General features: G+C 66.3%; 28 protein-coding genes. 10 read left to right on the top strand and 18 right to left on the bottom strand.

Annotated features, from left to right (window positions below):
• Window positions 1–33: 33 nt before the first annotated feature.
• Entirely contained in the window at window positions 34–867 is an 834-nt protein-coding gene (locus tag ACXAG6_RS17850) for an AraC family transcriptional regulator (protein WP_475339227.1), read from the bottom strand.
• A gap of 132 nt (window positions 868–999) precedes the next feature.
• On the opposite strand from ACXAG6_RS17850, the gene ACXAG6_RS17855 reads away from it, so the two are divergent.
• From ACXAG6_RS17855 to ACXAG6_RS17865, 3 genes are all read left to right on the top strand, one after another.
• The gene (locus tag ACXAG6_RS17855; protein WP_475339229.1) at window positions 1000–1962 is read left to right on the top strand and encodes an acetyl-CoA carboxylase carboxyltransferase subunit alpha; all 963 of its coding nucleotides are present in this window, start codon (window positions 1000–1002) and stop codon (window positions 1960–1962) included.
• A gap of 102 nt (window positions 1963–2064) precedes the next feature.
• On the top strand, window positions 2065–2520 hold the full coding sequence (locus ACXAG6_RS17860; RefSeq protein ID WP_475339231.1) for a hypothetical protein: 456 nt from the start codon (window positions 2065–2067) through the stop codon (window positions 2518–2520).
• A gap of 25 nt (window positions 2521–2545) precedes the next feature.
• The gene (locus ACXAG6_RS17865) at window positions 2546–2929 is read left to right on the top strand and encodes a Mov34/MPN/PAD-1 family protein (protein WP_475339232.1); all 384 of its coding nucleotides are present in this window, start codon (window positions 2546–2548) and stop codon (window positions 2927–2929) included.
• A 22-nt stretch (window positions 2930–2951) separates the two neighbouring features.
• Here ACXAG6_RS17865 and ACXAG6_RS17870 read toward each other — a convergent pair whose 3' ends face one another.
• The 4 genes from ACXAG6_RS17870 to ACXAG6_RS17885 are packed head-to-tail and all read right to left on the bottom strand — an operon-like array spanning window position 2952 to window position 5920.
• A complete protein-coding gene (locus ACXAG6_RS17870) occupies window positions 2952–3554 on the bottom strand; it encodes a pyridoxamine 5'-phosphate oxidase family protein (RefSeq protein WP_475339513.1) in 603 nt (200 codons plus the stop codon).
• Between the two features lie 7 nt (window positions 3555–3561).
• Entirely contained in the window at window positions 3562–4317 is a 756-nt protein-coding gene (locus tag ACXAG6_RS17875; protein ID WP_475339233.1) for a lysophospholipid acyltransferase family protein, read from the bottom strand.
• Window positions 4314–5216, bottom strand: coding sequence for a cell division protein FtsX (locus tag ACXAG6_RS17880; protein WP_475339515.1), 903 nt, complete (start codon window positions 5214–5216; stop codon window positions 4314–4316). Before ACXAG6_RS17880 ends, ACXAG6_RS17875 begins: the two co-directional genes overlap by 4 nt.
• A gap of 26 nt (window positions 5217–5242) precedes the next feature.
• Window positions 5243–5920 (bottom strand): cell division ATP-binding protein FtsE, encoded by a 678-nt coding sequence (locus ACXAG6_RS17885; protein WP_140015509.1) that lies wholly within the window; start codon window positions 5918–5920, stop codon window positions 5243–5245.
• Between the two features lie 170 nt (window positions 5921–6090).
• Between ACXAG6_RS17885 and ACXAG6_RS17890 the strand changes: the two genes are divergently transcribed.
• Entirely contained in the window at window positions 6091–7005 is a 915-nt protein-coding gene (locus ACXAG6_RS17890; protein ID WP_475339234.1) for a zinc-ribbon domain-containing protein, read from the top strand.
• Between the two features lie 128 nt (window positions 7006–7133).
• Here ACXAG6_RS17890 and ACXAG6_RS17895 read toward each other — a convergent pair whose 3' ends face one another.
• The 7 genes from ACXAG6_RS17895 to argH form a co-directional block, all read right to left on the bottom strand.
• Complete coding sequence (locus ACXAG6_RS17895; RefSeq protein ID WP_475339235.1) at window positions 7134–9719, bottom strand: TIGR02302 family protein; 2586 nt, start codon at window positions 9717–9719, stop codon at window positions 7134–7136.
• 89 nt (window positions 9720–9808) lie between these two features.
• Entirely contained in the window at window positions 9809–11074 is a 1266-nt protein-coding gene (gene lysA / locus ACXAG6_RS17900; protein ID WP_475339236.1) for a diaminopimelate decarboxylase, read from the bottom strand.
• A 49-nt stretch (window positions 11075–11123) separates the two neighbouring features.
• Window positions 11124–11951 carry a COG3904 family protein gene (locus ACXAG6_RS17905; protein ID WP_475339237.1) on the bottom strand — a complete coding sequence of 276 codons (828 nt, stop codon included), beginning with the start codon at window positions 11949–11951 and terminating at the stop codon, window positions 11124–11126.
• Between the two features lie 44 nt (window positions 11952–11995).
• Entirely contained in the window at window positions 11996–12181 is a 186-nt protein-coding gene (locus ACXAG6_RS17910) for a hypothetical protein (RefSeq protein WP_475339239.1), read from the bottom strand.
• Entirely contained in the window at window positions 12165–12377 is a 213-nt protein-coding gene (locus ACXAG6_RS17915) for a hypothetical protein (RefSeq protein ID WP_475339240.1), read from the bottom strand. Before ACXAG6_RS17915 ends, ACXAG6_RS17910 begins: the two co-directional genes overlap by 17 nt.
• Window positions 12377–12514, bottom strand: a complete 138-nt coding sequence (locus ACXAG6_RS17920; protein WP_475339241.1) for an argininosuccinate lyase — start codon at window positions 12512–12514, stop codon at window positions 12377–12379. Before ACXAG6_RS17920 ends, ACXAG6_RS17915 begins: the two co-directional genes overlap by 1 nt.
• Window positions 12511–13911 (bottom strand): argininosuccinate lyase, encoded by a 1401-nt coding sequence (gene argH, locus ACXAG6_RS17925; RefSeq protein WP_475339243.1) that lies wholly within the window; start codon window positions 13909–13911, stop codon window positions 12511–12513. Before argH ends, ACXAG6_RS17920 begins: the two co-directional genes overlap by 4 nt.
• A 22-nt stretch (window positions 13912–13933) precedes the next feature.
• Here argH and ACXAG6_RS17930 point away from each other — a divergent pair, with 22 nt between their 5' ends.
• Entirely contained in the window at window positions 13934–14482 is a 549-nt protein-coding gene (locus ACXAG6_RS17930; protein ID WP_475339244.1) for a TlpA family protein disulfide reductase, read from the top strand.
• A gap of 58 nt (window positions 14483–14540) precedes the next feature.
• Here the strand turns inward: ACXAG6_RS17930 and ACXAG6_RS17935 are convergent, their stop codons facing one another.
• Window positions 14541–15110, bottom strand: a complete 570-nt coding sequence (locus ACXAG6_RS17935; protein ID WP_475339245.1) for a DNA-3-methyladenine glycosylase I — start codon at window positions 15108–15110, stop codon at window positions 14541–14543.
• 99 nt (window positions 15111–15209) lie between these two features.
• Here ACXAG6_RS17935 and ACXAG6_RS17940 point away from each other — a divergent pair, with 99 nt between their 5' ends.
• From ACXAG6_RS17940 to yddG, 4 genes are all read left to right on the top strand, one after another.
• Window positions 15210–16052 carry an EAL domain-containing protein gene (locus ACXAG6_RS17940; protein WP_475339247.1) on the top strand — a complete coding sequence of 281 codons (843 nt, stop codon included), beginning with the start codon at window positions 15210–15212 and terminating at the stop codon, window positions 16050–16052.
• Window positions 16053–16253: 201 nt separating this feature from the next.
• A complete protein-coding gene (locus tag ACXAG6_RS17945; protein WP_475339248.1) occupies window positions 16254–17429 on the top strand; it encodes an acetyl-CoA C-acetyltransferase in 1176 nt (391 codons plus the stop codon).
• Between the two features lie 91 nt (window positions 17430–17520).
• On the top strand, window positions 17521–18243 hold the full coding sequence (gene phbB, locus ACXAG6_RS17950; RefSeq protein ID WP_140015522.1) for an acetoacetyl-CoA reductase: 723 nt from the start codon (window positions 17521–17523) through the stop codon (window positions 18241–18243).
• A gap of 79 nt (window positions 18244–18322) precedes the next feature.
• Entirely contained in the window at window positions 18323–19228 is a 906-nt protein-coding gene (yddG, locus tag ACXAG6_RS17955; protein ID WP_475339249.1) for an aromatic amino acid exporter YddG, read from the top strand.
• Here the strand turns inward: yddG and ACXAG6_RS17960 are convergent.
• From ACXAG6_RS17960 to ACXAG6_RS17970, 3 genes are all read right to left on the bottom strand, one after another.
• Window positions 19209–19373 (bottom strand): YdcH family protein, encoded by a 165-nt coding sequence (locus tag ACXAG6_RS17960; protein WP_140015524.1) that lies wholly within the window; start codon window positions 19371–19373, stop codon window positions 19209–19211. The two genes, yddG and ACXAG6_RS17960, sit on opposite strands and share 20 nt — an antisense overlap.
• A gap of 138 nt (window positions 19374–19511) precedes the next feature.
• A complete protein-coding gene (locus ACXAG6_RS17965) occupies window positions 19512–20276 on the bottom strand; it encodes a tRNA1(Val) (adenine(37)-N6)-methyltransferase (RefSeq protein WP_475339250.1) in 765 nt (254 codons plus the stop codon).
• Window positions 20263–20481, bottom strand: a complete 219-nt coding sequence (locus ACXAG6_RS17970) for a putative signal transducing protein (RefSeq protein WP_140015526.1) — start codon at window positions 20479–20481, stop codon at window positions 20263–20265. Before ACXAG6_RS17970 ends, ACXAG6_RS17965 begins: the two co-directional genes overlap by 14 nt.
• A 130-nt stretch (window positions 20482–20611) precedes the next feature.
• Between ACXAG6_RS17970 and ACXAG6_RS17975 the strand changes: the two genes are divergently transcribed.
• A complete protein-coding gene (locus tag ACXAG6_RS17975; protein WP_475339516.1) occupies window positions 20612–21550 on the top strand; it encodes a polyprenyl synthetase family protein in 939 nt (312 codons plus the stop codon).
• An 8-nt stretch (window positions 21551–21558) separates the two neighbouring features.
• Here the strand turns inward: ACXAG6_RS17975 and ACXAG6_RS17980 are convergent, their stop codons facing one another.
• Window positions 21559–22416: a 4-(cytidine 5'-diphospho)-2-C-methyl-D-erythritol kinase gene (locus tag ACXAG6_RS17980; protein WP_140015527.1), complete on the bottom strand. Its 858-nt coding sequence runs from the start codon at window positions 22414–22416 to the stop codon at window positions 21559–21561.
• Window positions 22403–24130: a tetratricopeptide repeat protein gene (locus tag ACXAG6_RS17985; RefSeq protein ID WP_475339252.1), complete on the bottom strand. Its 1728-nt coding sequence runs from the start codon at window positions 24128–24130 to the stop codon at window positions 22403–22405. Before ACXAG6_RS17985 ends, ACXAG6_RS17980 begins: the two co-directional genes overlap by 14 nt.
• Window positions 24131–24227: the final 97 nt, after the last annotated feature.

Genomic DNA, 24227 nt, shown 5'->3' on the forward strand with positions numbered 1-24227 from the left:
GCGGGGCTTGCCCCTCCCCCGGCACCAGCCCCCCTAGGCCAGCGGCATCACCACCTCGGTCAGCAGCTCTTCCTGTGCTGTGTCCATCGCGTTGTTGAGGTAACGCTCAAACGGCGGCTCCACCTCCGAGGGTGCCCGCCCGCTTTCGGGCAGGGCTTTGCCATACATGAATCCCCAAGCCTCGGGCAGCCCGGTGTAGGGGCCCTTATGGGTCACCACCAGCACCTCGCAGGGTGTCACCTCCACCGGGTCCAGCCCCTCTGGCAGGGGCACCCCCTCGGGCAGGATCACCCCGGCATGAGAGCGCAGCTTTTCCACCGGAACCGCCGTGGGGTCATCCCAGAAATAGGCCACCAGCAGCCCCAGCTTGCCCCTCAACCCGGCCTCAAGGCAGCGCGTGATCAGCCTGTCAAAGGCCCCGCCGATCTGCTGATAGGCCCCCGCGTGGGCAATCGCAGCCCCCCGAAACCCCGGCTCCTTGCGAATTTCAACATCATACATCGGAATTTCTCCTTGTTTGTCAGGCAATAACAGAACCGGCGTTGCGCGGCGCGTGCGGGTTTGAGAGGGCGTTTCGCCAAAAGCGGTACGATAGGCACGGGCAAAGCTCTGCGGGTTCGGATAGCCGCACATCGCGGCCACCTCACTCAGCTCCTGCCCGGTGGTCGCCAGCATCACGGCGGCCCGGTTCAGCCGTGTGCGCCGCACCGTCTCGGCCACCGTCTCACCCATCATCCGGGTGTAGACACGGTGAAAATGAAACCGCGAGAAGGCCGCCACATCGGCCAGCGCATCGAGGCTCAGATCCTCGTCCAGATGGGTCAGGATATGGCGTTCCACCCGATCCATCCGCTTTCGATAATCCATCGCAATCCCTCGCGGCCAACGCCCCTTCGCCTAGCATCGCGGCAGACGACAAATCTTGCTTTGTTGCAAGCCCCGCCACGCTGCGCCATATGAGGGGGGCAGCCACTCCGAGAGGCCATTCTGCGAGGATAGATGACCAACTACCTGGAATTCGAAAAACCGCTTGCCGAGATCGAAGGCAAGGCCGAAGAGCTGCGTGCGATGGCGCGCGCCAACCCCGAGATGAAGGTCGAGGATGAAGCCAAGGGGCTGGACGCCAAGGCCGCCACCCTGCTCTCCGACCTCTACGGCGACCTCTCCGCCTGGCGCAAATGCCAGGTCGCGCGCCACCCCGACAGGCCGCACTGCAAGGATTACATCGAAGCCCTCTTCACCGAATACACCCCGCTCGCCGGGGACAGGAACTTTGCCGACGATCACGCGGTGATGGGCGGCATGGCCCGGCTTGAGGGCCGCCCGGTGGTGGTGATCGGCCACGAGAAAGGCCATGACACCAAAACCCGGATCGAGCGCAACTTCGGCATGGCCCGCCCCGAGGGCTACCGCAAGGCAATCCGTCTGATGGATCTGGCAGACCGTTTCAACCTGCCCGTGGTGACGCTGGTCGACACCCCCGGTGCCTACCCCGGCAAGGGCGCCGAAGAGCGCGGCCAATCCGAGGCCATCGCCCGGTCTACCGAAAAATGCCTCAGCCTCGGCGTGCCGATGATCTCGGTGGTGATCGGCGAAGGCGGCTCGGGCGGCGCGGTGGCTTTTGCCTCTTCCAACCGTCTCGCAATGCTCGAACATTCGATCTACTCGGTGATCTCGCCCGAGGGCTGCGCCTCGATCCTCTGGAAGGACGCCGAAAAGATGCGCGAAGCCGCCGAGGCGCTGCGGCTCACCGCGCAGGACCTCAAGCAGCTCGGCATCTGCGACCATATCATCAAGGAACCGCTCGGCGGCGCGCAACGCCACCGCGCCGAGGTGATCGAGAGCGTCGGCAGCGCGGTCCAATCGCTGCTGAAAGATCTTGAGGGCAAGGGCCGCAAACAGCTGCGCGCCGACCGGCGAGAGAAGTTCCTGAAGATGGGAAGCAAGGGGCTGGCCGCCTGAGGCAAACCCGCGCTCCGCGATCTATTTCCCGAAATGTGATATATTGGCCGCGCCGACTGGTGCGGCTTTTTTAATCGCATATTTCACACAGGAGTTAGATCAATGGCCAAAATGCCTGATCCCGCTAAACAATTTGCCGAGCAAGCCGTTAAGGCGCGCGCCGATTTTGACAGGTTCGACGCCGAAACGAACGAATCGATCAATCGCACGATGAAAGCCTATGCCAAGCTGGCTGAGGAGAAGCCCGAGGAGCTTTTCGGCCTCAAACCGACCGAGCGCGAGCGCTTCTTTGTCTCCCGCCTGCTCGACCCGGCAGTGCTGCGCGCCGGTGCCGTGGCACAGCTCACCGGCACATCGGGCCCTGACGCGCCTTTGGACGATGCTGTCGAATTTTCCGGAGAGAACCCGGCCCTGATCGCCGGGGCCATTGCCAAGATCCTCAGTTCCGATGGTGGCGCCAAGGTAATTGAAGAATTCCTGCACCATATCCGCGAAGAAAAGAAATTCTTCAAGGAAACCGGTGAGGATATTATCGGCTGGCTTTTCGGCGGCGAGTAGCGTGCGGGTCGGATTTCCGATTGCCGTGAAGGCGAGGTTATTCGCAGAGGCCAGCCGCGCCGATCCTCATGAGTGCTGCGGCTTGTTCCAATGGGTGCTCACGTCTGAGGGGCTGATTATCCAAGCTCTGGTGCCGCTGGCCAATCGGGCGCCGAACCCGATGGGCGGCTTTTCGATCGGTCGGGCGCAGTTCCGGCGGGCGAGGGAAAGACTAAGGGGCGCGGTGGGCATCTACCACAGCCACCCCACCGGCCCCGCGCTCGCCTCGGGCGCGGATCGCCGGGCGATGGCGCGCCGGGACGGGCTGTATCTGATCTGCGATACGCTGGGGGATGTCGCCCTCTACACGGCGCGGGCCGGGGGCCTGCGCACCTTGTTTCAGGGCAGGCTCGGCGGGGCTGTGCGCTGACGGCGCAGGGGGCCGCAGGATGCTACCACATCCGCGGCCTGGCATATTCCGCGTAGCCGTCGTCGTAGCTTTCGGCATCAAACGCCTTGTCCGCCTCGCGGATCATCTGGCCCGCGCTCGGCACCCTGCCGCTTTCGTCCTCGCCGCGCCACAGCCCCGAGCGCATGATCGCCTTGGCGCATTGGAAGTAAACTTCTTCGACCGTCACCACCACGACCGAGCGCGGCTGCTTGCCCGCCTTCTCGAAGCGCGCCAGCAGGCCCGGCTCCACCGCGACCACCGCGCGCCCGTTCACCCGCACCACGTTGGCGGCCCCCGGCACCATGAACATCAGGCTCACCCGCCCGTCGCGGACGATGTTGCGCAAGCTGTCGATCCGGTTGTTGCCGCGCCAGTCGGGCAGTGCGAGGGTGCGGGCGTCCAACTCCAGCACCACCGGCCCGTCGTCGCCGCGCGGCGTGCCGTCGGTGCCCTCGGGGCCGACGGTGGAGAGCACGCAAAACCGCGAGGCCCCGATCCATTGGCGATAAAGCGGGGTGATCTGCCGTGCCACCTTGGTCAGCGAGGCCTTCACCGGCTCGCCATAAAGCCCTTCCAGCGCCTCGATGCTCTCGATCACCTTCATCATCGCCCTACTCCCCCAGCGGAATGTCCTTTGTCGCCACTGGAAACCCCGCCTCGGCCATCAACTGGTCGGAGCGGGTTTCCACCACCTCCTCCAGCCGCGCCATGAAGGCCTTGGCCTCCATCCCCGGCGGGATCGGCGGCAGAAATTCGATCACCCCGAGCCCCGGCTTGCGGTAGATGCCCTTGCGCGGCCAGAACACGCCCACATTGGTCGCCGCCGGCACGCAGGGCTGCCCCAACTCGCGGTAAAGCACAGCACTGCCCACCTTGTAGGGCAGATCGACCCCGGGGGCGACGCGGGTGCCCTGCGGGTAGATCACCAGCTGCCCCGGTAGCGCCGCGCCCGAGGCCACGTCAGAGATCATCTTCTGAATCGCCTGCGCCCGCTTGCCCCGGTCCACTGGCACACAGCCGATCCGCAGCGCGTATTGCCCAAGGATCGGCGCCCACATCAGCTCTTTCTTCATGATGAACTTCGGGCGCGGCAGCACCGAAACCAGAAGGATGATGTCCAGAAAGCTCTGGTGCTTTGAGGCCACCAGCACCTCTTCGCTCGGCACTTCGCCCCGCACCTCGGTTTTCAGCCCCACCATCCAAGAGGCCGTCCAGCGGACCCAGCGGCAGTATGTGTGTACCCCGGCATAGGCGCCGCGCCGGTCAAACAGCATCCACGGCGTGAAGAACAGCGCCAGAATGAACATCGCCAGATACATCTGCCCAACGAAGATCAGGCTGCGCAGCCATTGGATTGAATAGCTCATGTCACTTGCCTCAGGCTGCGGAATGCGGCGGCCCGGGTGGCCCAGAAGGCCACGGCGGCGGCCAGGAGCGGCACCAGCAGCGGCAAGAGCCAGCCCACCCCGGTAAAGCCGAGCCCGGTGAGAAAACCGCCGGTGGTTTCGGTCCGTGGCATCAGGGCGATGGCCAGCATCGCCAGCGAGGTGCCCACCGCCGCGCCCAGCAGCGCCCGCTGGGTGAAGCGCCGCACGAAGGCGCGGGCAATGTACACATCCCGCGCGCCCACCAGCCGCAGCGTGGCGATAACCCGGGCATTGGCAGCCAGCGCGGAGCCCGCCGCAAGGGTGATCATCGCGGCCATCGAGGCGGCAATGAGCCCCAGCGCCACCAGCCCCATCAGCCGCAGCCGCGAGGCCGCGCGGATGAGCGGGGCGCGCCAGCGGGAGTGATCGTCATAAACCGCACCGGGCACCTCGCCCGCGAGCCTTTGCTTCAACCCCTCCACATCCAGCCCACTGCCCTCGACCACCTCGATCAGCACCGGCACCGGCAAGTTTTCCAGCGGCAGGTCGACGCCGAGCCAAGGTGCCAGCAGCGCCTTCTGCTCCCCGTCATCCAGCGCCCGGGCCGAGCTGATGCCCGGCGTGCTCTCCAGCACCTCCAGCGCCTTTGCGGTCTGGGCCGCGCGCTGATCGGCGGGGGCGGAGATGCGCAGCGTGGCCGAGCGGGCCAGCTCCTCGCTCCAACGGTCGGCCACCCGGCCCGTGGCGAGCGAGAGGGCAAGCGCGAAGACGGCCAAAAAGGCCATGGCGCCCGCAGTGAAAAGGGTGAGGTTGGCCGTAAAGCCGGTCGGCGGCACCACCCGGTCGGCCTGCCCGTCGCCCTGCAACAGCGCCAGCGCCCGGCCCAGCCTCTGGCGCATCTCGGCAACGATGGCCCCGGCCCGGCTCAAAGGTCGGCCCCGGCCAGTTGCAAACGGCGCTTGGAAATGCGGAGCACCCGCGCGGCCACCTTGCTCTTGGCGGTGCGGATCAGGTTCAGATCATGGGTGGCGACGAGGATGGTCTTTCCCATCTTGTTCAACTCCACCAGCAGCTGGAGCAAGCGCTGCCCCATCTCCCAATCCACGTTGCCCGTGGGCTCATCGGCCAGCACGATATCGGGAGACATCACAACCGCCCGCGCCAGCGCCGCCCGCTGCCGCTCGCCGCCCGAAAGCGAGGGCGGCAAGGCATCGGCATGGGCCTCCAGCCCGACCCAGCGCAGCAGCTCATCCACATTTCCGCGCTCCGCCTCCACGTTCCGGCCCGCCACGGTGAGCGGCAGCGCGATGTTTTCGGCCAGCGGCAGGTGATCGAGAAACTGGCAATCCTGATGCACCACGCCAATGCGCTGGCGCGCGCGGGCCACCTCATCGCGGCTGAAGCCCTCCGAAGGCCGCTCAAACAGCTGCACCCGGCCCGCCGTGGGGGCCAGCTCCAGATAGCACAGCTTCAAAAGGGTGCTCTTGCCCGCGCCCGAAGGCCCGGTCAAAAAATGGAAAGAGCCGGGAGCAAGGCGGAGCGAAATGTCACTCAGCAACTCGCCCCCGCCGTAGCTGTAGGCCACATTCTCCAGCTCGATCACGCACTACCCCCGCCAGTCCTGCGGCTCCTTTTGCCGCAGTGGGGCCTCACATGCAATTGCCGCCCGCCGGGGGCCAGCGCTATTTCTTTGCTTCCCGCTGTTTGAGTGATAGTTTGCGCATCAATAAACTGGGGCAAGCAACCGAAACGGGTTGAAATCGAGGGGCGACTATGCGGCTGGTATGCCCGAATTGCGGGGCGCAATACAACGTGGACGACGGCGCCATTCCAGAGGCAGGCCGTGACGTGCAATGCTCCAGCTGTGGGCATGGCTGGTTTCAGAAGCCCGAAGGCGGCGGCGCAGAGCCAAGCCTGGCCACCCGCATCGCCAGCCAGCCCGGCCCCAAGCGCGAGACCACCAAGATCGCCACCGGCGGGCCGGATCAGGCCAGTCGCGAGGCCGCAGCGAGCGGCGCGCCCGAGCAGCGCACCGGCCGCCGCGCCCTCGACACCGCCGTCATGGACGTTCTCCGCGAGGAGGCCGAACGCGAAAAGGCCGCCCGCGCTGCCGAAAGCGCCTCACAACTGCAGCCCGCAGCCCCGCCCCCAGCCCAGCCCGAACCAATCCCTGTGCCCGAGCCGGCACCCGCGCCTGCGCCCGCCGCCGAGGCCCCCGCACCCGCCGAGCCGGAACAGGCCGCACCGCAGCCCGCACCCGAGCCGGCCCCAGCGCCCAAGCCGGAAGAGCGGCAGGTTGCCAGCGAAACCCACAAGGCAAAGATCCGTGGTGAAAACCCGGTGGTCGCCGTCGCCGCCCTGTCGGGCCGCGCGGTTCAGCGCAAGGAAATGCTGCCCGATATCGAGCAGATCAACTCCACCCTGCGCGCCAGCGCCGACCCGAGCCGCGCCGCCGAAGAAGCGGGCGCCGCCGATGAGGCCGAGAAGCGCAAGGCCAAGCGCGGTTTCCGCATCGGCTTCGGCCTCGTGGCCGTCCTCGCCCTCGCGGCCACCCTGATCTACATCCAGAGCCCGCGCATCGCGGCGGCCGTGCCCGCGCTGGAAGGCCCGCTCACCAGCTATGTTGCCGCCGTAAACGATGGCCGCCGCTGGCTCGACAACACGCTGCGCGGCGCCAGCAGCGAATAAGCGCCCGCTTCACGTCAGGTCAAACGCGAAAGAACGCGCCTCGGCGGCAGGCCTTGCACGGCCTCGCCGGATGGTGGCTGGTGGCTGGTGGTTGATGGCTGATTGCAGGCGAAGGCCAACACACGCGGTCAGAACCGCTCCAGCAGCCGCTTGAGGTATTCCAGTTCCACATCCGGGCGGCCCTGCTCTGAGGAGCGGCGGCGGATTTCATCGAGCAGGTCGCGGGCGCGGCGATACACATCATCGCCTTGCAGCATGTGCTCCTCGGTGCCCAGCGGGCCGGTGGAACCCCGGTCACGGCCCAGCGGATCGCGGCGGTTGTTCGGGTCTGCCCGACCCACGTTTTCGCCCTGCCCGCCCTGCTGCTGGCGGCGCTCTTCAGCCATGGCTTCGCCAAGGTTGCGCATGCCTTCGCGCAGCCGCTCGATGGCCTGTGATTGGTTGTCGATGGCCTCGGCCATGTCACCCTGCCGCAGGCTCTCCTCGGCCCGGTCCATCGCCCGGCCCGCCTCGTCGAGCGAGCGGCGGGCGGCATCGCCCTGCTCGGTGCCCGCGCCCGGCAGCTGCCCGCGCTGACGCTCCAACTCACGGCGCAGCTCGCGCTGGCGCTGCGCAAGGCTGCGCTCGTCCGGCTCGCCACCCTCGCCGGGGCGGCCATCGGGGTTGTCTCCCTGGCCCTGCTGGTTCTGGCCCTGCTCATGGCTCTCGCCCTGGCCCTGGTTGCCATTGCGGCCCTCGTTCTGCCCGCTCTCGCCCTGCTGGGCATTGGGGTTGAACTGCTCCTGCAAGTCGCGGAAGGCTTCGTCGCTCAGGCCCTGCTGATCGCGCAGGGTTTCGGCCAGCCCTTCCATGGCTTCCTCGCCGGGGCTCTGCTGCCCCTGCCCGCCCTGGCCCTGGGTGACCTGCATGTTCTGCATCATTTCCATCAGCTGGTTCAGCAGCTCCTGCGCCTCGGCGGTGCGGCCCTGCTGCATCAGCTCTTCGAGCTTGTCGAGCATATCCTGCAAATCTTGCTGGGAAAGCTCCATCGTCTCGCCCTGCTGGCCGGGCTGTTGCTCGCCGGGGTTCTGCTGTTGCTGCTGGGCAAGCTGGCGCATGTAGTCCTGCATCGCCTGCCGCATCTCTTCCATCAGCTGGGCAATCTCTTCGTCGCTCGCGCCGTTGCGGATCGCTTCGTTCAGCCGCTCCTGCGCCTGCCGCAGCCGCTCCAGCGCGTTGCTCAGCGTGCCCTCCTCGATGCGCACCGCAATCTCCCAGAGCGCCTCGGCCAGTTCGTCGCGGGTGGCCTCGGGCAGCGTCTCGCCGACCGCCTCCAGCCGCTTCAGCACCATCCGCACCTGCAAATAGGTGCGCGGTTGGGCGATGGCAGAGGCGGGCTTCCACGTGATCGTGCGCAGGATCTGGGCGGTGCGCGCCGCGTTCTCCCGGCTCCACAGCAAATCGCGGCGAAGCTCGATCAACGCCGAGGCCGCCGGGTCAAAGAAGCGCCGCCCGGGCAGCACCATGGCGCGAGCCTCGCTGCGGCCCTGCTGGCCGTTGGCGTCTTCCACCGACATCTGCATCACCACGGGCAGGTTGGCCCACGCGTGTTTTGACAGATCGTCAATCAGGGTTTCCTCAAAGCTCGCGCGGTTGCCCGAAATCGTCATCGGCAAATCGAGCACCACCGGCTCGCGCGGCTCCGGCTCGGCCTCCAGGCCATAGCGGCGATCCAGCGCGCCCTCGTCCAGCGTGATCCGGGCAGACCCGGCAACAACGCCGTAGTCATCCTCGGCCCGGAACCGCTGCTGCAGCTCGCCCATCGCCGATTTGTCGACCTCCCCAACAAGCTCCACCCGGGGCGCCGTGTCGGGCGAAATCAGCACCGTCCACTGCCGCCCGCCGGAGCCGCCAATCTCGATCTCGCCAGAGCCGTTGATGGCAAAGCTGCGCACGCCGTCGTCTGCTGCAGGCGTGGCCTCGGGGGTGGCCTCATCGGCAGAGGCCTCTTCGGCCGAAGCGGCAGGTGCCATGCCAGAGACGGTTTCGCGCACATCCAGCGCACCCACCTCGCCATAAAGCCGGATCGTCACCTCCGAGCCCTCGGGCACGGTAAACTCGGCCTGTTCGATGTCGTTGAGATAGAGCGAGGGCTTGCCGGTATAGGCCGGCGGCTCGATCCAGCCCTCCCAGCTCGGCCCGGCCGCCAGCGCCGCGCCCGGCCCGGCACCGGCCGCATCATCCAGCGAGGTGATCCGCCAAAGCGAGCCAAACAGCAGCGCCGTCACCAGCGCGCCCAGCGCCACGTAGCGCAGCGCATAGGGGTCACGGTCCGAAAGCCGCAGATCGGGCTGCACCGCGCGGGCGCTCTCGATCCGCTCGGCCATCCGCTCAACATGGGCGTTCCACACCGCCTCGGAGCCAAAATCACCCGCGCCAATCGCCTGCTTGTCAGAGAGCGCCTTGATCGGGCGGCCCGGCAGCGTGGCATCCAGCCGCGCAACAACCTCCTTGCCCGTGGGGCGGGTGTAGGCGCGGATACCAAGCCCGATGGCCACGATGACGGCCACAATCCAGAGCCCGCCAACACTCCACACCCCCTCGGGCGGCAGCATGTCATGCGCGCCAAAGGCCAGCGCGGCCAAGGCGGCAAACACCAGCGTCCAGACCGGCCAGAAGCAGCGCACCGCCCGTTCGGCAATCATCCCCATCCGCGTCAGCTGGAGGGGTTTCATCAGGCGCTTCAGGGCGCGGGAGCGGGCGGCATTCGGGTCCATGACCCTCCGATGCGGTCAGGATTCGCGGCAAGTGCGGCCAGCATGGCCTACACCCATGACGGAACCTTATCGCGGGCAATCATTTCGTCAAAGGTCGGTCTTTCCCGTATGACGGCAAAGTTATCTCCGCTCACCAGCACCTCCGGAATGAGCGGCCGCGAGTTGTATTCGCTCGACATTACGGCACCATACGCACCCGCCGAGCGAAACCCGACAAGCTCACCGGGCTTTACCGGCGCCATGGTGCGCCGCTTGGCAAAGGTATCGCCGCTTTCGCAGACAGGCCCGACGATATCATAGTTGCGCTGCTCCACCCCCGGCTCCGCCTCGATCACCGGCACGATGTCATGGTGTGCGCCATACATCGCAGGCCGCAGCAGGTCGTTCATCGCGGCGTCGATGATCAAAAAGTCGGTGCCATCCCCGTCCTTCTCATAGATCACGGCGGCCACCAGCATACCCGCATTGCCAGAAATCAGCCGCCCCGGTTCAATCTCCACCTCAACGCCCAGCCCCTCGGTGACCCGCTTGATCATCGCGCCATATTCAATCGGCAGCGGCGGGCCGGAGTTGTTGCGCTCGTAGGGGATGCCAAGGCCCCCGCCAAGATCGAGCCGCTCAATCGTGTGGCCCTCCGCGCGCAGCGCATGGGTCAGCTCAACCACCTTCTCAAAGGCGGTCTCGAAGGGCGTAAGGTCGGTGAGCTGGCTGCCGATATGCACGTCGATCCCCACCACCCTTAGGCCGGGCAGCGCGGCGGCACGGGCATAGGCCTCCTTGGCGCGGCTGATCGGGATGCCAAACTTGTCACCCTTCTTGCCGGTCGAAATCTTCTCGTGGGTCTTGGCATCCACATCCGGGTTCACCCGGATCGTCACCGGCGCCTCGGCCCCCATCGCGCAGGCCACCTCGCTCAGCGCCTCCATCTCCGGCTCGCTCTCGATGTTGAACTGCCGAATGCCGCTCTCCAGCGCCATCGCCATCTCGGCGCGGGTTTTGCCGACGCCGGAAAACACGATCTTGTCGCCCGGCACACCGGCGGCAATCGCCCGGGCATACTCCCCGCCAGACACCACATCCATCCCCGCCCCGAGCTTGCCCAGCAGGGTCAGAACCGCCTGATTGGCGAGGCTCTTCATCGCAAAGCAAATGCAATGCGGCACGCCGTCCAGCGCCTCTTCGAACAGCTTGTAATGCCGGGTCAGCGTGGCGGCGGAATACACGTAGAACGGCGTGCCCACCTGCGCCGCGATCTCGGAGATCGACACATCCTCGGCATGCAACACGCCGTCACGGTAGAGAAAATGGTCCATCGCGCCCTCGCTCGTTTCCGCGCGTTCCTACTGCCCAGCGCCGGGCAGATCAATCAGTCAGCAGCCCCGCGTCCCGCATCTCGGCGCGGCTGGGGTGCCAGAGCGTCTCGGGCGGGGTCTGATAGGCCCGCTCAAGGAAGGCCCGCGCCACGCCACGCCGCGCCAGAAAGGCCCTGTCCTTCGCCTCCTCGGCGGCAGCATTCACATGCCGCACCGCGCCATAGCTGGAACTGTCCAGCAGCACGTAGCGGTGAAAGCCCAGCGCGCCCTCCTGCCCCACGCTCCGCGCCGCCCCGGCGGCAAACACCAGCGTGCAGGCCGAAAAGCAGCGCACCTGCGCATGGGTCGCCAGCCCCGCCTCCTCGATCAGCCGCGCCATGCCGCGCGCCGCAAAGATATTGCCGCCCGGGCTGTCGAGGTCGATCGCCACCACACCGCCCCGCGCCAGCCGCTCGCGCAGCGCATTGAACTGCGCCAGCGTCATCTCCCCCTCCAGCCGCAGCCGCCCGGCCTCTTCCGGCAGGCTGGCCACGGCAAGGCGGGCGGGCACCGTCTCTGAGGTAAAGCTGCGCACCGGCGTCTTTCGCGCCACCAGCGTTGTGCCCACGGCCAGCAGCACCGCGCCCGCGCCCGCATAGGCGGCAAAACCGGCCACAAACCCGCCGCCCTCCCGCAACGCCCTGTCCGCCGTGCGAAACGCCCCCACCACAGCCCAGATCGCCAACGGCGCATCCACCAGCGCAAGCGCGGGCAGCGGCCAATCCGCCAGCACCCGGTTCACCGCCCAAAGCAGCAGCGCCGAGCCTGCCACCGGCCCCGCCAGAGCCAGCCAGAGCGGCAGCGCCCCACGCCAGTGTTGTTTGAGAAATGAGGCCACCCGCATGGGGCCAGCCTAACCGCCTGCGCGGCAGCAATACAGCGTCAGCCGGTAATCCGCGTGACGGGGCGAATGTTGCCGTCGGCATCCTTGGCCACGCCCATCTGCACCTTCCCGTGAAAATGCACCCCGGGCTCGGGGCGGTCGGCGTTGGGCTCGCCCATCGCGCAGCCCGAAAGCAGGGCGGCGGCAGCCAGCAGCAACAACAGCCGTTCAGAACGTGCGATCATCTTCATCCGCTCCATAAATCACATAGGGCTCCCAATCGGCCACCCGCTGCACGGGGCGGGTCTTGCCATCGCTCGACCCGGCCACACCGGCTTGCACCTTGGTCGGCAGGCTCACGGCCACCTTCAGCCCCTCGCCCGACCCTCCGGCGCAGCCCGCCAGCAGACTGCCGAAGCAGAGAAGCGCCAGTGCCCGCATTAGCCACTGCCCCCGGTGATCCCAACCTTCACCTTGCCACTCACGCTGATGCCCGGCTCCGCTGGCGGCTCCGGCTCGCCATCAACCCCGCAGGCAGCAAGGCCCAGCAGGCTGGCAATCACGATCAGCTTCTTCATCCCAATGCGTCCTTCCAGCGGGCAATCTGCGCCCGCACGTTGGCAGGGGCGGTTCCGCCATAGGATGTGCGCGAGGCCACCGAGTTGTCTACCGACAAGACCGTGAAGACATCTTCGGTGATCTCCGGCTTGACCGATTGCATCTGTTCCAGCGTCAGATCTGGCAGGTCGCAGCCCTGTTTCTCGGCCATCGCCACCAGCGCGCCGGTCACGTGATGCGCATCGCGGAACGGCAGGTTCAGCACCCGCACGCACCAGTCCGCCAGATCGGTCGCGGTCGAAAAGCCCGTGCCCGCCGCCTCGGCCAGCTTCTCGCGGTTGGGGCTCATGGTTTCGACCATCCCCGCCATCGCGGCCAGCGCCAGCATCAGCGTGTCGGCGGCATCAAAGACGCCCTCTTTATCTTCCTGCATGTCCTTGGAATAGGTCAGCGGCAAGCCCTTCATCACCGTCAGCAAGCCAAGGTTGGCACCAAGGATGCGCCCGATCTTGCCGCGGATCAGCTCGGCGGCATCGGGGTTCTTCTTCTGCGGCATGATAGAGGAGCCGGTGGACCAGGTGTCGGACATGGTGACAAAGCGGAACTGCGCCGATGACCAGATCACCAACTCCTCCGCCAACCGGCTCAAATGCATCGCACAAATGCTCGCCGCCGCCATGAACTCCAGCGCAAAGTCCCGGTCTGCCACCGCATCAAGGCTGTTGGCCATCGGCCGGTCAAACCCCAGCGCCGCCGCCGTCGCCTCCCGATCAATCGGAAAGCTCGTCCCCGCCAGCGCCGCCGCGCCCAGGGGCGACTCGTTCATTCGTGCCCGCGCGTCCTGAAACCGCGTCACATCGCGGCCCAGCATCTCCACATAGGCCAGCATGTGATGGCCCCATGTCACCGGCTGGGCGACCTGCAAATGCGTGTAGCCGGGCATCACCCAATCCGCGCCCGTCTCGGCCTGCGCCAGCAGCGCCTTCTGCACCGCACGGATCGCGGGCACCGCCGCATCGCACTGGTCACGCACCCACATCCGAAAATCGAGCGCCACCTGGTCATTCCGGCTCCGGCCCGTGTGCAGCCGCTTGCCCGCATCCCCGATCAGCTCCACCAGCCGCGCCTCGACATTCATGTGAATGTCCTCCAGCGCTGCGGAAAACTCGAATGTGCCGCCTTCGATCTCTGACAACACCGTGAGCAGCCCTTCCCGGATCGCCTCGGCATCGCTATCCGAGATGATGCCGACCTGCGCGAGCATGGCGGCATGGGCGCGGCTGCCCGCGATGTCTTGCTGCGCCATCCGCTGGTCAAACCCGATCGAGGCATTGATCGCCTCCATGATCGCGTCCACACCGGCAGAAAAACGCCCGCCCCACATGGCGTTGGCACTGGTCTTGGAGGTCTCTGTCATTACGGGCCTGAAGGAGTTGGGAATGAAACGTCTGATTGCCGCGGTTCTCTACACGGCGCTGAGCCTCACTGCAAACACGGGCAGCGCAAGCGCCCAAGACATTGCCGCCCTGCGCGACGGCAGCATGAAAAAGCTCGCCGTGCACTCCACGCCCCGCGACGTGCCCACCGAGGCCTTCGACGGCCCCGATGGCCCCGTTACCCTTGCCGACCTGAAGGGCGAGGTGATCATCCTCAACTTCTGGGCCACATGGTGCGCCCCCTGCCGCAAGGAAATGCCCGCGCTGGCCGAACTTGGGGAGGCCTTCGAGGGCAAGGGCGCCCGCGTCGTCACCGTGGCCACCGGGCGCAACCCCGACGGCGCCGTCACCCGCTTTCTCACCGAAATCGGCCTTGCCGACCTACCGGTCTACCGCGACCCGCGCCAAAAACTGGCCCGCAACATGGGCGTCCTGGGCCTTCCGGTAACGGTGATCCTCAACGCCGAGGGCCAAGAGGTTGCCCGCCTCACAGGCGATGCCGAATGGAACAGCGACAGCGCCCGCGCCATCATCGCAGCGCTGGTGGAATAGCGCGCAACCCGTTCATTTTCTTGCTGAAAATACTCACCGAATCTCTTTTGGCCTGCCCTCACCCAAGGGCGGCACAGGCGTCATGGCGCGGGCAGCCCACCACGTGGTCATTCACCATGCCCACCGCCTGCATGAAGGCATAAACGATCGTCGGCCCGACAAAGCGGAAGCCCTGCTTCTTCAGGTCTTTCGAGATCGCCTCCGAAACCGCCGTCTTCGCGGGCACCTCGGCCAGCGAGGGCCAGCGATTCTGCACCGGCTTGCCGTCGACGTAATTCCAGAGGTAGGCCGAAAACCCCTCCCTCGCCTCGATCTCCAGCCAGCCCCGCGCATTGCCGATGGCCGCCTCGATCTTGCCCCGGTGCCGCACGATCCCCGGATCAGCCAGACAACGCGCCACCTCGGCCTCGCCCCATACGGCAATCCGCGCAGGCTCGAACCCCTCGAAGGCGGCGCGAAAATTGTCGCGCTTTTTCAGAATGGTGATCCACGAGAGCCCGGCCTGAAACCCGTCGAGCATGAGCTTTTCATACAGCGCCCGCCCGTCAAATTCCGGCACGCCCCACTCCTCATCGTGGTAGTCGATGTAGATCTGGTCCTGCCCGACCCAGCCGCAGCGCTCGCCCATCCTGCACCCATCCCTAAAATTAGAACAAAATATGAATATTCAGGATTTCTTAGGAGAACAAGGTGCATCCTGTCGGCACCTGTCAGAACGGAGCATGCAATGGCCGGAGCAGAACCACGGCGGCAATTCTTCGAGGCCAATGACACCTCTCCGCTCGGCGCAGCGGTGCGCCAGCGCGACGAGAATATCCTGTCGATGGTCCGCGCCGCGCTGGACAGGCGCGATGTCATGCTCGCCTTTCAACCCATCGTCAGCACCCTCGATCACGGCAGAACCGCCTTTTACGAGGGGCTGATCCGCGTGCTCGATGACACCGGGCGGGTGATTCCCGCGCGGGAGTTTATCGGCGCTTGCGAAACCAACGAGATCGGTCGAATCATCGATTGTCTCGCGCTCGAAATGGGGCTGACAGCGCTGCATCAGGCCCCCGCCCTGCGGCTGGCCATCAACATGTCGGCCCGCTCCATCGGCTATCCGCGCTGGATGCAGACGCTGGAGCGCGGCCTCACGATGGAGCCAACGCTGGCGGAGCGCCTGATCATTGAGATCACCGAAGCCTCGGCCATGATCATGCCCGATATCACCTCGGTTTTCATGCTCGATCTGCAAACCCGCGGCATTTCCTTCGCGTTGGATGATTTCGGGGCGGGCTACACCGCCTTCCGCTACTTCAAGGATTTCTTCTTCGATATCCTCAAGATCGACGGGCAGTTCGTGCGCGGCATCAGCCACGACCCCGACAACCGCGTGCTGGTGCAGGCCATGGTCTCCATCGCCCGCCACTTCGACATGTTCACCGTGGCCGAATTCGTCGAAAACGCCGATGATGCCGCCGCGCTTTCAGCGCTCGGGGTGGATTGCTTGCAAGGCTACCACTTCGGCGCCCCCACCACCTCACCGGGGTGGAAGGAATTTCCCCAAGGCATGCGCCGCACCGGCTAAGCGGGCCACGGGGCGCAGGCCAATCCGCCTCAGCTCCGGCTCAACGCCGCAGCGCAGCATTTTGCCGCAGCGCAGCAATGCCGCCCTTGCGTCACCCCCGCCAAAGCTCTACCCATGGCTGTGATCCGGGCGGGGTGGAGTCGGGTCAATCAGGCACGCAAACACAGACACCCCGCCCCAGCCATCGGGAAAGGATGTCTCATGACCAACGTCGTAATCGCCTCAGCCGCGCGGACCCCTGTGGGCTCCTTCCTCGGCTCTTTCGCCAACACCCCGGCCCATGATCTCGGCAAGGCCGTTCTGGAGGCCATCGTTGAGCGTGCGGGCATCGAAAAGGGCGAGGTTTCCGAAACCATCCTCGGCCAGGTGCTCACCGCCGGTCAGGGCCAAAACCCCGCCCGTCAGGCCCATGTCAACGCCGGTCTGCCCACCGAGGCCGCCGCATGGGGCATCAACCAGGTCTGCGGCTCCGGCCTGCGCGCCGTGGCGCTCGGGGCCCAGCACATCCAGCTTGGCGATGCCTCGATCGTGGCTGCGGGCGGGCAGGAAAACATGTCGATGTCCCCCCACTGCGCCTCCCTGCGTCAGGGCCAGAAGATGGGCGATATGAAGTATATCGACACGATGATCCGCGATGGTCTCTGGGATGCCTTCAACGGCTACCACATGGGCCAGACCGCCGAGAACGTGGCCGACCAGTGGCAGATCACCCGCGACCAGCAGGATGAGTTCGCCGTTGCCTCCCAGAACAAGGCCGAAGCCGCGCAAAAGGCCGGCAAGTTCGACGACGAGATCACCGCCTACACCATTGGCACCCGCAAGGGCGACATCGTGGTCGACAAGGATGAGTACATCCGCCACGGCGCGACCATGGAAGCCATGCAAAAGCTGCGCCCCGCCTTCACCAAAGAGGGCTCCGTCACCGCCGCCAACGCCTCCGGCCTCAATGATGGCGCCGCCGCCGTGCTGCTGATGAGCGCCGATGACGCCGAGAAGCGCGGCATCCAGCCGCTGGCCCGCATCGCCTCCTACGCCACCGCCGGGCTGGACCCGTCGATCATGGGCGTCGGACCGATCTACGCCTCCCGCAAGGCACTCGACAAGGCGGGCTGGAGCGTCTCCGACCTCGACCTCGTGGAAGCCAACGAAGCCTTCGCCGCGCAGGCCTGCGCCGTGAACAAGGACATGGGCTGGGATCCCTCGATCGTGAACGTGAACGGCGGTGCCATTGCCATCGGTCACCCCATCGGCGCCTCGGGCTGCCGCGTGCTCAACACCCTGCTCTTCGAAATGCAGCGCCGCGACGCCAAGAAGGGCCTCGCCACCCTCTGCATCGGCGGCGGCATGGGCGTGGCCATGTGCCTCGAACGCCCCTAAGCCGAGAGAACGCAGAAGAGGGCGCGCAATATAGTTGCGCGTCCAATTTCAACTGCGTAACAAGATTACCAATACGGAGGAGGAGAATCATATGACCCGCGTTGCACTCGTCACCGGCGGTTCCCGAGGGATCGGGGAAGCCATTTCCAAAAAGCTGAAGTCCGATGGCTACGAAGTGGCCGCCACCTATGCGGGCAATGACGAGAAGGCCAAGGCCTTCACCGAGGCCACCGGCATCAAGACCTACAAGTGGAACGTGGCCGATTACGAGGCCTCCAAGGCCGGTATCGCCCAGGTCGAGGCCGATCTCGGCCCGATCGACGTGGTGGTGGCCAACGCAGGCATCACCCGCGATGCGCCCTTCCACAAGATGACGCCCGAGCAGTGGAAAGACGTGATCGACACCAACCTCACCGGCGTCTTCAACACCGTCCACCCGGTCTGGCCCGGCATGCGTGAGCGCAAGTTCGGGCGGGTGATCGTGATTTCCTCGATCAACGGCCAGAAAGGCCAGTTTGCACAGGTCAACTACGCCGCCACCAAGGCCGGTGACCTCGGCATCATCAAATCGCTGGCCCAGGAAGGCGCCCGCGCCGGGATCACCGCCAACGCGGTCTGCCCGGGCTACATCGCCACAGAGATGGTGATGGCCGTGCCCGAGAAGGTGCGCGAGAGCATCATCGGCCAGATCCCCGCCGGTCGCCTTGGTGAGCCCGAGGAAATCGCCCGCTGCGTGGCCTTCCTTGCCTCCGATGATGCGGGCTTCATCAACGGCTCCACAATCTCGGCCAACGGCGCTCAGTTCTTCGTCTGAACCCGACGCGAAGGCAAGCAAGGGGTCGGCCATGCGGTCGGCCCTTTTTCTTTGTCCGCACCCCGGCTAGACCGGCGGGATGACACGCCCCGCCGCCACCGCCATCGGCTTCACCGCCATCCTGCTCTGGGCGCTTCTGGCGCTGTTCACCGTGGGCTCCGCACCGGTGCCGCCGCTTCAGCTCAACGCCATCTGCTTCACCATTGGCGGGGCCATCGGGCTTGTCTGGTGCGCCGCGCGGCCCGGCGGCTTTGCCCGCATGCTCGCGCCGGGCTGGAAGGTCATCGTCTTCGGCACCACCGGTCTCTTCGGTTACCATCTGCTCTACTTCTCCGCCCTGCGCGTTGCCCCGCCCGCGCAGGCCGGGCTCATCGCCTATCTCTGGCCGCTCTTCATCGTGCTCTTCTCCGGCCTCCTGCCGGGCGAAAAGTTGCGGGCCGGGCACATAATCGGGGCGTTGCTCGGCTTTGCCGGGGCGGCGGTTGTGATCACCGGCGATGGCGGCGGATTTACCCGCGAATGGGCGCTTGGCTACGGTCTGGCCTTCGCCTGCGCGCTCACCTGGTCAAGCTATTCGGTGCTGTCGCGCCGCCTCGGAACGGCCCCCTCCGAAGTTGTCACCCTTTTCTGCCTCGCCTCCGCCCTGCTCTCTGCGGTGGCCCACCTCGCGCTGGAGCAAACCGCATGGCCACAGGGCACGCTGGGCTGGGCGAGCATGCTCGCGCTGGGGCTGGGGCCGGTGGGCCTTGCCTTCTATACTTGGGATATCGGCATGAAGCGCGGCAACATCCAGCTTTTGGGCACCGCCTCCTATGCGGCCCCGCTGCTCTCTACCCTTGCGCTCGTGCTCGCAGATGTGGCGAAGCCGACCGAGTGGCTGGCCGCCTCCGCCCTCCTGATCTCGCTTGGCGCCGCGCTTGCCGCTCGGGCAAGCCGCAGCGCCGTGAAGCTCACTTCGCCAAAGCTTAAGTCGCCAACCGGCTGATCTCTTCTTTCAGACGAAGTTTCTGCTTCTTCATCTCCGCGATCTTTAAATCGCTCGCCCCGGGGCTGCGTTGTGCCTCTTCCACTTCGGCCGAGAGTACTTGGTGTTTGCGACGAAGCTCCTGAAGATGGGCAGTCACGGACATGAGTATCTCCTCTATGGTTATGGGTCAGCCCGCTGATTGCAGCACAGAATCTGAGTCGTGTCACCCATGCCGCGCAACTGGGCTGTGGATAAAGGTCAAGTGCAAAGCTTTCGAAAGGGTTAAGATTTCACAGAGCTGTCACAAGAGCCGGGTGAGCGGCGCGCCCTCCCGCAAAATCGCAGCCGCTTCTTCGGTAAAGTCGTCCCCATCCCGCTCATGCGCCGGCCCCCGGTGCAGCACCATCGGGGCCACCAGCCGTGCATCGGCCCGCCCGCCCTTGCGGGCTTGCACAATCACCCGCCCGGCGTCCCGCCCCGCACGCCCGGCCAGCGGCAGCATCTGCGGCCCGCCAAACCCGCCCTGCCCCTGGAGCGCCGCCAGCAATTCGGGCAGGCGCTCGGCCCTGTGAATCACCGTGAGCAGGCCCAGCGGCGCCAGCCTTCTGGCGGCCACATCGACCCACTCTGCAATCGGCGTTTCCTCGCCCATCGCCGCCTCTCGCGCCGGATCGGGCGAGGCCTTGCCGCGGCTGCGGTCGAAATAGGGCGGGTTGAACAGCACATGGGCAAAGCTGCAGGCCTTCAGCTCTGGCGGCAGGGCCGCAATGTCGGCCTCCACCACCTCCACCGCGCCGTCGTTCTCGCAGGCATTGCGGCGGGCAAGCGCGGCATAGGCCGCATCGCGCTCCACCGCCGTGACCCGGCAGCCTGTCACCCGGGCCGCAAGGCACAGGCTGGCCACACCGGCCCCCGCGCCCAGCTCCAGCGCCGTCTGTCCGGCCTGCGCGGGCACCGCTGCCGAAAGCAGCACCGCATCCATCCCGGCCCGATAGCCCGCCACCGGCTGCCAGGCCTGCACGCGCCCGCCCAGATACCGATCGCGCCGCGCCTCAGTCGACAACACCTTCCACCCCGTTGTCGCGCAGGATCTCGGCGGCCTCCTCATGCTCGGCATCCGCCACCATCAGCCGCCGCGGCAAAACGCCTATGGAGCCTTCGAGCACGCTCATATGGACGTCCATTTCGAAGCAAGTTATATCCTCGCCGGTCAGGAGCGCCTTGGCGAATGCGAGTTGTGTCGGGTCGGTGGTGCGTAGAACGGCCTTCATGGACAAAGACTTAAGCGCAGCGATGGCGGCTGTCGAGCGGGGTTACAGGAGCGTGAGCGTGCTGAAGAAAGCAGAGACGGCGGCGCAGACCAAACCACATGAACGGCTGGCTGTGGCGTTGCAGGGCGATATGGCCGCGGTCAACGCGCTCATCGCCGAGCGTATGGCCTCCGAACACGCCCCCCGCATCCCCGAGGTGTCGGCCCACCTGATCGAGGCAGGCGGCAAACGCCTGCGCCCCATGCTGGTGCTCGCCGCGGCGCGGCTCTGTGGCTACGCCGGCCCCTTCCACGTGCACCTCGCCGCGACGGTCGAGTTCATCCACACCGCCACGCTGCTGCATGATGACGTGGTCGATGAAAGCGCCCAGCGCCGGGGCCGCCCCACCGCCAACCTGCTCTGGGATAACAAATCTTCCGTGCTGGTGGGCGATTACCTCTTCGCCCGCGCCTTCCAGCTCATGGTCGAGCCGGGCAACCTGCGGGTGCTCTCGATCCTCTCCAACGCGGCGGCCACCATCGCCGAGGGCGAGGTGCTGCAACTGAGCGCGGCGCAGGATCTGAAGACCGATGAGAGCGTCTATCTCAAGGTTGTGCGCGGCAAGACGGCGGCGCTGTTCTCGGCGGCAACAGAGGCGGGCGGGGTTATCTCCGGTGCCGCCGACGAGGCCACCCGCGCCCTCTTCGACTATGGCGACGCACTCGGCATCGCCTTCCAGATCGTCGATGACTACCTTGATTACGCGGGCGACACCGGGGCGACCGGCAAGAACGTGGGCGACGATTTCCGCGAGCGCAAGCTGACCCTCCCGGTGATCAAGGCAGTGGCGCTGGCCGATGCGGAAGAGCGCGATTTCTGGAAGCGCTGCATCGAGCGCGGGCGTCAGGACGAGGGCGATCTGGAAACCGCGCTCGGCCTTCTGGCAAAGCACGGCACGCTGGAGGCCACCCGCACCGAGGCCACCGCATGGGCCGACCGCGCCAAGGCGGCCCTCGCGCCGCTGCCCGCAAGCGACATGCGCGACATGCTCATCGACCTCGCCGATTACGTGGTCGCCCGCATCCGCTGACGCCGGGCTCAGCCCTCGGCCACCCACCACTCGGGCCGCTCATCGCGCAGCATCCCGGCGGCCCGGTCGCGGGCCTCATTGTCCTCGAAAATGGCAAAGCAGGACGCACCAGAGCCTGACATCCGCGCCAGCATCACCCCTTCCATTAGCCGCAGCTCATCAAGCACCTCGGCAATCTCCGGGGCCAGCGAGCAGGCGGGGGCTTCAAGATCATTGCGCTGCCACGTGAGCCAATCCACCAGCTCGCGGCGCGTGGGGGCCTCGGGCGGCTCCGGCAGGGGGGCGTTGTCATGCCGCTCCATCCGCCCAAACACCGCCGCCGTCGAAACCGGCACCCGCGGGTTGACCAGCAGCAGGTTGAGTTGCGGCATCCGCTCGATCCGCGTCAACTCCTCGCCAATGCCGCGCATCCGGTAGGCAACGCTCGGATCGGCGCAAACCGGCACATCCGCGCCCAGCGCCTCTGCCAGCCTGTGCGGGCCGGGCATGGGCAGGCGCCACAACTCCGAAAGCGCCCGCAGCGCCGCCGCCGCATCCGCCGAGCCGCCACCGAGGCCGGAAGAGATCGGCAGGTTCTTTTCCAGCTGGATAGAGACGCCGCCCGCCGGCAGCCCAAGCCGCGCGGCCTCGGCCTCCATCAGCTCCGCAGCCTGCAACACAAGGTTGGAAGGCCCCGGCGGCACGCTTGCCCCAAACGGGCCAGAGGCACCAAGGCTCATCCCCGCCGCATCGCGCAGGATCAGGTGATCGCCCACATCGGCAAAGCACACGAGGCTGTCGAGCAGGTGATACCCATCACTGCGGCGGCCTGTAACGTGAAGCGCAAGGTTGATCTTGGCCGGGGCGAAGGCCTCAACCTTCGTCATTGGCGATTGCGAGCGGCTGTGCACCTTCCTCGGCCAGAACCTCGTCCAGCCCCACCTCCAGCTTGCGCCGGATGCGCTCCGCGTCCTTTTCTTCCGGCTCGAAGCTCAGCGCCCGCTTCCACTGAAACTGCGCCTCAAGATGGCGGCCCACGGCCCAGTAAACGTCGCCCAGATGGTCATTGACGATCGGGTCCACTGGCAGCAGTTCGGTTGCCCGCTCCATATGGGCCACCGCCTCATCGTAGCGGCCCAGCCGATAAAGCACCCAACCGAGGCTGTCGGTGATATGCCCGCTATCGGGCCGCTCGGCCACGGCGCGTTCGATCATGTCGAGCGCCTCGTCGAGGTTTTCACCCATCTCCACGTAGGAATAGCCAAGGTAGTTCAGCACCTGCGGTTGGTTCGGGCGCAACTCCAGCGCCTTGCGAAAATCCGCTTCGGCACCGTCCCATGTCTCCATCCGCTCACGGGTGATGCCCCGCGCGTAGTAAACAACCCAATGGGTCTCCAGATCGCTCTCGAAGAGCGCAATTGCCTTGTCATAGGCCGCTTCGCTCGCCGCCCATTCCTCCTGCCCGCGCAGGATGTCGCCCAGCGCGATGTGCACTCCCAGAATATCGGGGCGCGACTTGGCCAGCTGGCGCAACACTTCCGTGGCCGCCTCCACCTTGCCAGCCCGGCGCAGCGCCTCGGCGCGGCCCATCTCGGCAGCATGGAAGGCCGGGTCACTCTGCGGCACCCGCTCATAGGTGCGGGTGGCCAGCTCGTATTGCTCCATCTGGTCCAGCAGCTCAGCCGCCAGCAGCAGCGCCTCGGTGTTGCCATCCGGGCGCAGGTAGTCGGAGGCGCGGGCGTAGAGCAGCGTGTAGCTGTCGGAGGTTTCGCCATTCAGCGCACCGGCCACCGAGAGAAACACCTCTGCCAGCCCGTCATCCGCCGAGCGGATCACGGTAAACGGCAGGGTCTCTCCGGCCTCCAGCTGCGTGCGCATGGCGGCAAGCTCTGGGTCCAGGTCGCGGGTGAAGGCCTTCTGCATCAGCTCCAGCGCAGACTCGTTGCGGTCCAGCTGGCTCAGCACCTGCACATGGGCAATCACGCCCCGGCGGGTCAGCCGCAGCGGCCCGGCCTCGCGGCCCGAAAAGATGTTGTCGGCCGCCTCAAAATCACCTGCCACCCCAAAGGCCAGCGCCTTGTGATACAGGCCAAACGCCTTCAGCCCGGTATCGGCAGCAGCGGTATCGAAAGCCTCCAGCGCGCGGTCCATATTGCCCTGCGCCAGCTCGGCCCAAGCCCGCACCAGACCGTCCACCAGCGGGCCAACGCTCTCACCCGCCTCGATGCTCTCCAGTACCCCGGCATAGTTCTTCTTGCGCAGCTCCTCGGCAATCAGCACCAGCTGCGCGATCTGGCTGTCCTCGGAAGTCTCCACCATCTGCCGGGCAATCGGCGCAGCGGCCTTGAAGTCGCCCAGCCCGATGAAGGCCAAGATGGCGTTTTCCAGCAAAAACGGGTTCGTCCGGTCGCGCACCAGAGCGCGGGTGTAATAATCGGCGGCGGCGCGAAAATCGTTGTTATAGCTGGCCACACGGGCCGCGAGATACGCGCCGGAAAGCCCCCTGTCGGCCTGTTGGGCGGCGGCGGGCAGGGCAAGGCTCACGGCCAGCGTCAGCGTGGCGGCGGTGCGAAGCAGTGATCTAAGGCGCGGGGTGCTCATGGCGGGGCCGATCTACCTTTTATTGTTCATTGTCGGCGCACGGTAGACCCCTGTGCTTACCAAAACAATACGATCCCCGGCCACGACAGCCCTTGTC

It is taken from the genome of Vannielia sp. ABF1_015, from assembly GCF_056160745.1.

Bases quoted from the DNA above. Each gene is read 5' to 3' on its own strand.
- ACXAG6_RS17850 (WP_475339227.1), bottom strand. From the start codon at position 867: ATGGATTATCGAAAGCGGATGGATCGGGTGGAACGCCATATCCTGACC.
- ACXAG6_RS17855 (WP_475339229.1), top strand. From the start codon at position 1,000: ATGACCAACTACCTGGAATTCGAAAAACCGCTTGCCGAGATCGAAGGC.
- ACXAG6_RS17860 (WP_475339231.1), top strand. From the start codon at position 2,065: ATGGCCAAAATGCCTGATCCCGCTAAACAATTTGCCGAGCAAGCCGTT.
- ACXAG6_RS17870 (WP_475339513.1), bottom strand. From the start codon at position 3,554: ATGAAGGTGATCGAGAGCATCGAGGCGCTGGAAGGGCTTTATGGCGAG.
- ACXAG6_RS17875 (WP_475339233.1), bottom strand. From the start codon at position 4,317: ATGAGCTATTCAATCCAATGGCTGCGCAGCCTGATCTTCGTTGGGCAG.
- ACXAG6_RS17880 (WP_475339515.1), bottom strand. From the start codon at position 5,216: ATGCGCCAGAGGCTGGGCCGGGCGCTGGCGCTGTTGCAGGGCGACGGG.
- ACXAG6_RS17890 (WP_475339234.1), top strand. From the start codon at position 6,091: ATGCGGCTGGTATGCCCGAATTGCGGGGCGCAATACAACGTGGACGAC.
- ACXAG6_RS17895 (WP_475339235.1), bottom strand. From the start codon at position 9,719: ATGAAACCCCTCCAGCTGACGCGGATGGGGATGATTGCCGAACGGGCG.
- lysA (WP_475339236.1), bottom strand. From the start codon at position 11,074: ATGGACCATTTTCTCTACCGTGACGGCGTGTTGCATGCCGAGGATGTG.
- ACXAG6_RS17910 (WP_475339239.1), bottom strand. From the start codon at position 12,181: ATGATCGCACGTTCTGAACGGCTGTTGTTGCTGCTGGCTGCCGCCGCC.
- ACXAG6_RS17915 (WP_475339240.1), bottom strand. From the start codon at position 12,377: ATGCGGGCACTGGCGCTTCTCTGCTTCGGCAGTCTGCTGGCGGGCTGC.
- ACXAG6_RS17920 (WP_475339241.1), bottom strand. From the start codon at position 12,514: ATGAAGAAGCTGATCGTGATTGCCAGCCTGCTGGGCCTTGCTGCCTGC.
- argH (WP_475339243.1), bottom strand. From the start codon at position 13,911: ATGACAGAGACCTCCAAGACCAGTGCCAACGCCATGTGGGGCGGGCGT.
- ACXAG6_RS17930 (WP_475339244.1), top strand. From the start codon at position 13,934: ATGAAACGTCTGATTGCCGCGGTTCTCTACACGGCGCTGAGCCTCACT.
- ACXAG6_RS17935 (WP_475339245.1), bottom strand. From the start codon at position 15,110: ATGGGCGAGCGCTGCGGCTGGGTCGGGCAGGACCAGATCTACATCGAC.
- ACXAG6_RS17940 (WP_475339247.1), top strand. From the start codon at position 15,210: ATGGCCGGAGCAGAACCACGGCGGCAATTCTTCGAGGCCAATGACACC.
- ACXAG6_RS17945 (WP_475339248.1), top strand. From the start codon at position 16,254: ATGACCAACGTCGTAATCGCCTCAGCCGCGCGGACCCCTGTGGGCTCC.
- phbB (WP_140015522.1), top strand. From the start codon at position 17,521: ATGACCCGCGTTGCACTCGTCACCGGCGGTTCCCGAGGGATCGGGGAA.
- yddG (WP_475339249.1), top strand. From the start codon at position 18,323: ATGACACGCCCCGCCGCCACCGCCATCGGCTTCACCGCCATCCTGCTC.
- ACXAG6_RS17960 (WP_140015524.1), bottom strand. From the start codon at position 19,373: ATGTCCGTGACTGCCCATCTTCAGGAGCTTCGTCGCAAACACCAAGTA.
- ACXAG6_RS17970 (WP_140015526.1), bottom strand. From the start codon at position 20,481: ATGAAGGCCGTTCTACGCACCACCGACCCGACACAACTCGCATTCGCC.
- ACXAG6_RS17975 (WP_475339516.1), top strand. From the start codon at position 20,612: ATGGCCGCGGTCAACGCGCTCATCGCCGAGCGTATGGCCTCCGAACAC.
- ACXAG6_RS17980 (WP_140015527.1), bottom strand. From the start codon at position 22,416: ATGACGAAGGTTGAGGCCTTCGCCCCGGCCAAGATCAACCTTGCGCTT.
- ACXAG6_RS17985 (WP_475339252.1), bottom strand. From the start codon at position 24,130: ATGAGCACCCCGCGCCTTAGATCACTGCTTCGCACCGCCGCCACGCTG.